This window comes from Planctomycetia bacterium, from assembly GCA_021413845.1.
Lineage (GTDB): Bacteria > Planctomycetota > Planctomycetia > Pirellulales > PNKZ01 > PNKZ01.
The window spans coordinates 1-5576 of the sequence record JAIOPP010000144.1; the positions used below are offsets into that span (position 1 = coordinate 1).

Annotated in this window: 5 protein-coding genes; 1 reads left to right on the forward strand and 4 read right to left on the reverse strand. The window is 62.0% G+C overall.

Annotated elements, in window-relative coordinates:
- The 4 genes from K8U03_24225 to K8U03_24240 form a co-directional block, all read right to left on the reverse strand.
- A partial coding sequence (locus tag K8U03_24225; GenBank protein ID MCE9608004.1) for a DUF1501 domain-containing protein occupies window positions 1–569 on the reverse strand: 569 nt, incomplete at its 3' end.
- A 40-nt stretch (window positions 570–609) separates the two neighbouring features.
- A complete protein-coding gene (locus K8U03_24230) occupies window positions 610–1602 on the reverse strand; it encodes a hypothetical protein (GenBank protein MCE9608005.1) in 993 nt (330 codons plus the stop codon).
- Between the two features lie 20 nt (window positions 1603–1622).
- Complete coding sequence (locus K8U03_24235) at window positions 1623–2882, reverse strand: DUF1501 domain-containing protein (protein MCE9608006.1); 1260 nt, start codon at window positions 2880–2882, stop codon at window positions 1623–1625.
- Window positions 2883–2894: 12 nt separating this feature from the next.
- Window positions 2895–4607 (reverse strand): DUF1549 and DUF1553 domain-containing protein, encoded by a 1713-nt coding sequence (locus K8U03_24240; GenBank protein ID MCE9608007.1) that lies wholly within the window; start codon window positions 4605–4607, stop codon window positions 2895–2897.
- 489 nt (window positions 4608–5096) lie between these two features.
- Between K8U03_24240 and K8U03_24245 the strand changes: the two genes are divergently transcribed.
- Window positions 5097–5576, forward strand: a 480-nt coding sequence (locus tag K8U03_24245; protein ID MCE9608008.1) for a DUF1501 domain-containing protein, incomplete at its 3' end; no start/stop codon positions are given.

Sequence of the window (5576 nt, forward strand, 5' to 3'; positions counted from 1 at the left end):
TCGGGCGCGCGGGGATCCCCTTTGACGTTGAAGGGCTCGTAGGCCGCGCCGAGATATCCGGGCGGATCGGTGTAGCGGGCTGCGACGGGGATCCCGAAGTGCGCCGGAATGCCCTTCACTTTGTTGCCGCGCAGCGCCGTCAGCAGGCAGCCGAAATTCGGAAAGTACTGCTCGCCGCGCATCGGCAAAAACCCCGATGCCACGTGTTGCGAGCCGATGTCGTGTCCGCCGCTCGTTCCTTGCCACGAACGGATGAGGGCGACCTTGTCCATGCGCCGTGCCATGAGCGGCAGCTTTTCGCAGATCAAAGTGCCGGGCACGTTAGTCTGCGTCGGTTTCCAGAGGCCGCGAATTTCGACGGGAGCGTCGGGCTTCGGGTCGAATGTTTCGAACTGACTCGGTCCGCCGGCCAAGAAGATAAAAATGCAGGAAACGTCAGGCGACTTGCGAGCCGCCGATTGCGACGCCCGCACTGCCTCGGGAAGACTGAGGCCGAACAGTCCGGCCCCGATCTGTAACGCCGCGCGTCGAGTCGTACGTGCGGCGCTGGGTGTGTGAGTCGATTTCATATTCGAACCCTGTTCTTCCGACGTGACCGATAAGAGGCCGTTACTTGGACCATTCGAAAACGGCAAGCGCCCCCGACTCGGGATAAGTCTTACTACCGATTGCTTGCGCCACGGCGATCTTCGTTCCGCTCGAATCAATATCCATCCCCAGGCAAGGGCCCGAGGTCGAAACGTGAGCTAGCGATTCGTCGGAGTTCGGCTTCCAGCAGCGGAACTCTCCCTTGCCCAGATCGCCGCCGGCGGTAACCAGGAAACCCTCGGCATGGAACTTCGCCGAGTAGTAGAAGCCCCCTTTCAAGGCGACGGCCGACTTGCGTTGCAGTTTGCCGGTGCTTGCTTCATAGCTCAAGGCGCAGGCTTGGCCGTCGTATCCGGTTCGGCCGCAGGCGACGATCTGCGCGCCGTCCGGCGACACGGCGAGCGCACGGATGCCGCCCCACTCGATATCTTCCACGCGCCGATAGCCCGAAAGCTCGGCGACATCGATCGAGAGCCGTTCCGTACCCGAGGCGAGATCCCACACTTTGATGCGCGGCTTCTGCGGTTGCCGATCGGCGGTCACGATCCGTTTACCGTCGGGATGCAGCGCGACTCCGTAAACCGGATACTCGATCCGTGACAGCTCGTGGAGTTGTTTGCCGTCGGCGGTGCGCCAAACGCGCACGACTCCCTCGCGGTCACCGGTCGCGAACGTCTTCCCGTCGACGGCGGCGGCCAGACCATAGATCGTGCTCGGATGCGCGTCGATCTTCCAGCGCGACTCCGGTCCGTTTCCGCTGCAATCCCATGCAACGACGCGACCCGCATAGTCGGCCGTAAGGACAAGGTCGGCTGCTCGCGTTGCGATCCCGACCCAGCTCTCGTGCCCGGTGAGAATCGTCTTCCGACCGGTGGTCGCTTCGAAAGCGACGACGTTGCGATCCCGACCGCCGGCAATCACGTACCGACCGCTCATATCGAACGCGCAGCTCATCAGCGGCACGTCATGCTTGAATTCGGCGGCGAGTTTCGACTTGGCGGGATCGATGGTCATAAGGTTGCGCGAAGCGATCGTTAAGCGAGCACGGCGGCGATCGGCTTGGCCGCCGGATCAGCCACGGGATTCGATTGGCCGTTGATTTCGTACTTGGTTTGAGAGTCGATGCCGAGCGCCGTGAGATAGGTGTGGAACAGGTCGCCGAGCTTAACGAGGCCGTCCTTGACTTCGGTGCCTGTTTCGTTCGTCGAGCCATACACGATTCCCGGCTTCACTCCGCAGCCGGCCATCGCCACGCTCCAAGCCCGTCCCCAGTGATCCCGTCCGCCGAGATGGTTGATCTGCGGAGTGCGGCCCATTTCGCCGCTGACGACGACGAGCGTGTGTTTCAGCATGCCGCACTGCTCAAGGTCGTCGAGCAGCGTGATGAACGTTCGGTCGAACTCGCCGCAGCGCACCTGATGCCAATAGAAATTGTCTTGATGGGCGTCCCAATCGAAGTGGGTCACGCGTACGCAGCTGATGCCCGACTGCAGCAAGCGTCGCGCGAGCAAACAATTTCGGCCGAAGTCGTGGTTGCCGTAGCGCTCGTGGTCGGCGGGAGATTCTTTCGCCAGATCGAAAATCTCGTGGCGCTGCATGAGCGCGTCGGCTTGATCATACGTCGTACCGTAGGCATCGATCGCCGCCGGTTCGCGACCCCGTCGAAAACGATCGTTCGCGCTTCGACGCACCCGATCGACCGCGTCGGCCAGCGTCGGTGCGACGGCGGCGGGTCTCACTAAGTTTTCCGGGGGCTGATTATTGAGGATTCGCACTCCCTCGTACTTCGCCCCTAAGAATCCGGCGCTCCCTACGTCGGTGTACGCCTTCGGGCCGTCGCGCCGAATCGAAACGTAGCCGGGCAAGATGTCACCCGGACGCTCGAGCAACTTCGCCGCCGCCGACCCGAGCACCGGATAGCCGGGGACGATACGCCCGGCTTGCATGGCGTAGTGCCCCTGAAAGTGGTCGGCGATCCCGGAGTTCACGCTCCGTACGACGCTAAGTCGGTGCATGTTCTTCGCCGAGTGCGGCAAGAGTTCGCCGATTCGAACGCCGGGAAGCGAGGTCGAAATCGCTCGGAAGGGGCCGCCGGTCTTCGTGCCGGGCTTTGGATCCCAGGTTTCGAACTGACTTGCTCCGCCGGAGAGAAACAGCAGCAAGAGCTGCTTTCGCGGCGCGGCGGCGGAGGCTGCCCGCAGCGGTAACGCGAGCGCGCCGCAACCCAGTGCAGCGCCGGCAAGCACCGTGCGACGCGAGACGGCGCGATCGAAAAGTTGTGTGCGACGGGACATGCGTACCTGCGTCTAATGATTGAGACGAAACTCGGCCGACGACAACAGTCCCCAAACCAAAGCTTGCAACGCCTCGCGCCGCGCGGCGGGTGACTTAGCGTCACCGAGGATTCGCCGGACTTCGTCGATTTCGTCGGAAGTCGGACGACGCGCCAGAACGCTCAGGTACATCTCGCCGGCAAGCGACTTACTATCGATGATCGCGCCGAGCCGCTCGAGCGTCGTGCCGGACTCCGATTGCAGTAGCGGCAACAGCTTCGTGCTGTTTCTCAAATAGAGCGCTTGATCTACGACCGGATCGAACGCGCCCTCGCCTTGGCCGGCGAGGCCGGCGAACGCCGTGATCAGGCTCGCGCTTTGTCGCTCGAGCGCTTCGTTGCCCACGTGCTTAACCTTCCATTCGGGCTCGGCGACAGCCGGCTTCTTATCAGCCGAAGCCTTCGTCACCGCCGCAGCGAGTTTAGCGTAGTGCATCTCGATGTGCCCGGTCGCTTGCAGCAGCGACCAGCGAAGTTGCTCGGCGGTAAGTCCCCGCAGCAGCGCGACGGCGAAGGCGTCGTCTGGAAGTTCTTTCACACCGTTAGGAAGAAGGCTCGAGCGTTGGTAGGTGTCGCTCAGGACGAGCTCCCGAATGTAACCCCGAAGATCATACCGATGTTCGACCATCCACTGTTCGAGTCGTTCGAGCAACTCCGGATGCGACGGCGGATTCGTCGCATGGTGCAAATCGAGCGGATGCACGATCCCGCGTCCGAAGAACTGCGCCCAGACACGATTGGCGATATTGCGCGCGAAGCCTTTCGTTTCTTGCCTTGGCAACCGTTCGGAGAGCTTCAGCCGTCGACTATAGGTCGGGACGCTGCGGTCCTTCGGGCCGGGCTTAACGACGTATTCCTTCCCTTTATCCAGCATCGGGTCGGCCAGCATCTCGCCGCCGGGCAAGCGGGGAAACGTTTCGCCGCTCTTGGTGGTGAAGACCGAAGTGAAGGTCGTTTTCCCTTCGGCCGTCTCGGCGACTTGCGCGCCGCGCGGCATCATCGGGTGCAGCTTCATCCGCTGTACGAACGCGTAAAGCCCGTAATAGTCGGCTTGGCGATAGTCGTCGAATCGTGGGTCGTCGTGGCATTGGGCACATTGCAGATCGACCCCGAGGAACAAGCGGCCGACGTCGCGCGTCAGAGCATGCGGCTCGACATCTCGCACCAAATAAAACTTCACGCCGCTGCCGAGCTTCTCGTCGGCTCCGTCACTGCCGAGGATCTCTTGAACCATTCGATCCCACGGCTTGTTCGCGGCGAATGACTCCGTCAGATAGGCGCGCCAGGCGGCTTGCGGAACGTCGTACGAAGTGATCGTCGGAATGCGTCGCTCGGTCAGCATCACGTCGTAAACCCGAGCCATGTGCAAGGCATACTCGGGACTCGCAAGCAATTTGTCGATCAGTCGTGCACGTTTGCCGCCCCCTTCGTCGTCGAGAAAGTCGCGGGCTTGCGTCGATGTCGGAATGATGCCGGTCAGGTCGAGATAGATGCGCCGTACGAACTCGGCATCACTGCAAACCTCGGCCGGAGTGATTTTTCGGTCGAGCAATCGCTTCGCGACCAGGGCGTCGATCTGCGCATGCAGCGCCGGTTCCGCTTCCGCGGAGGCGGATTGAGGCATCGCGCAGACGGCTAAGCCGAGCACGACGCCGAGGAAGCGCGCGCAGTGAGGCGACGAATACATGGACGGACTAGTGCGATGATCGCGGCGGGAATTTGAGGCGGGGCGACGGCCGCACATCCGCTCTTGCGGAGGAAAATTACTCCTGCAAGACTGAACGCATCGGCAGTTGTCGATGAACCGATTCTACGCGAGAAATGGAAGTGCGACAATCGCGGCGCGGCGAATTCGGCTGCCGGTTTCGAAGGCCCGTTGCACATAGACCGATTGGTCTGACCGTTCCGCGAGTCGCCGTGTTGGTCTGACCAATTCCACCCGAGCGAGTTAGCGTGCGAAGCCCCGCCCACGCCCCTCTGCCGGAAACGATGCGACTTTAACGTTGTTGACCGCGAACGGTCGATGAATCTAAACTGCATACCCCACCGAAAATCTCGAGCTGCCAGCCCCACCTGCTCGTCTGCTTGGTTCGCAGGCCGATCACCGCATGACATCGGCTCTCGTCCGCCTTGAGGCTTGGAAGCGAACCGACTTCCCCTGTGATGAGATCACGCCATGAACTCCCGTCCGCATGTTCGTTGCCCCGGTCCGATGTCGCGTCGCGGCTTTCTCGAAGCCGGCTCGCTCCTTGCAGGCGGCCTCGGTTTTTGCGACATCCTGCGCAGTCGAGCCGCAACGGCCGCGACTTCATCCTCTACGAAGAACGACGACACGTCCGTCATTCTCATTTGGCTGCAGGGGGGACCCAGCCATATGGAGACGTACGATCTCAAGCCGAACGCTCCGGTCGAGTATCGCGGCCTCATGCGCCCGATCGCGACCAAAGCGCCGGGCATGGACATTTGCGAACTCCTGCCGCTGCATGCTCGCGTCGCGGATAAGTTCAGCATCATCCGCTCGATCACTCACGAAGATTCGCAGCACGCGCAAGGTTCGGTCCGTTTTCTCAGCGGTCGACACACTCCGAGCGTCGATCCGATTTCCGAGTTTCCGTGCGTCGGGCCGATCGTGGCCAAGATGCGCGAACATCGGCAA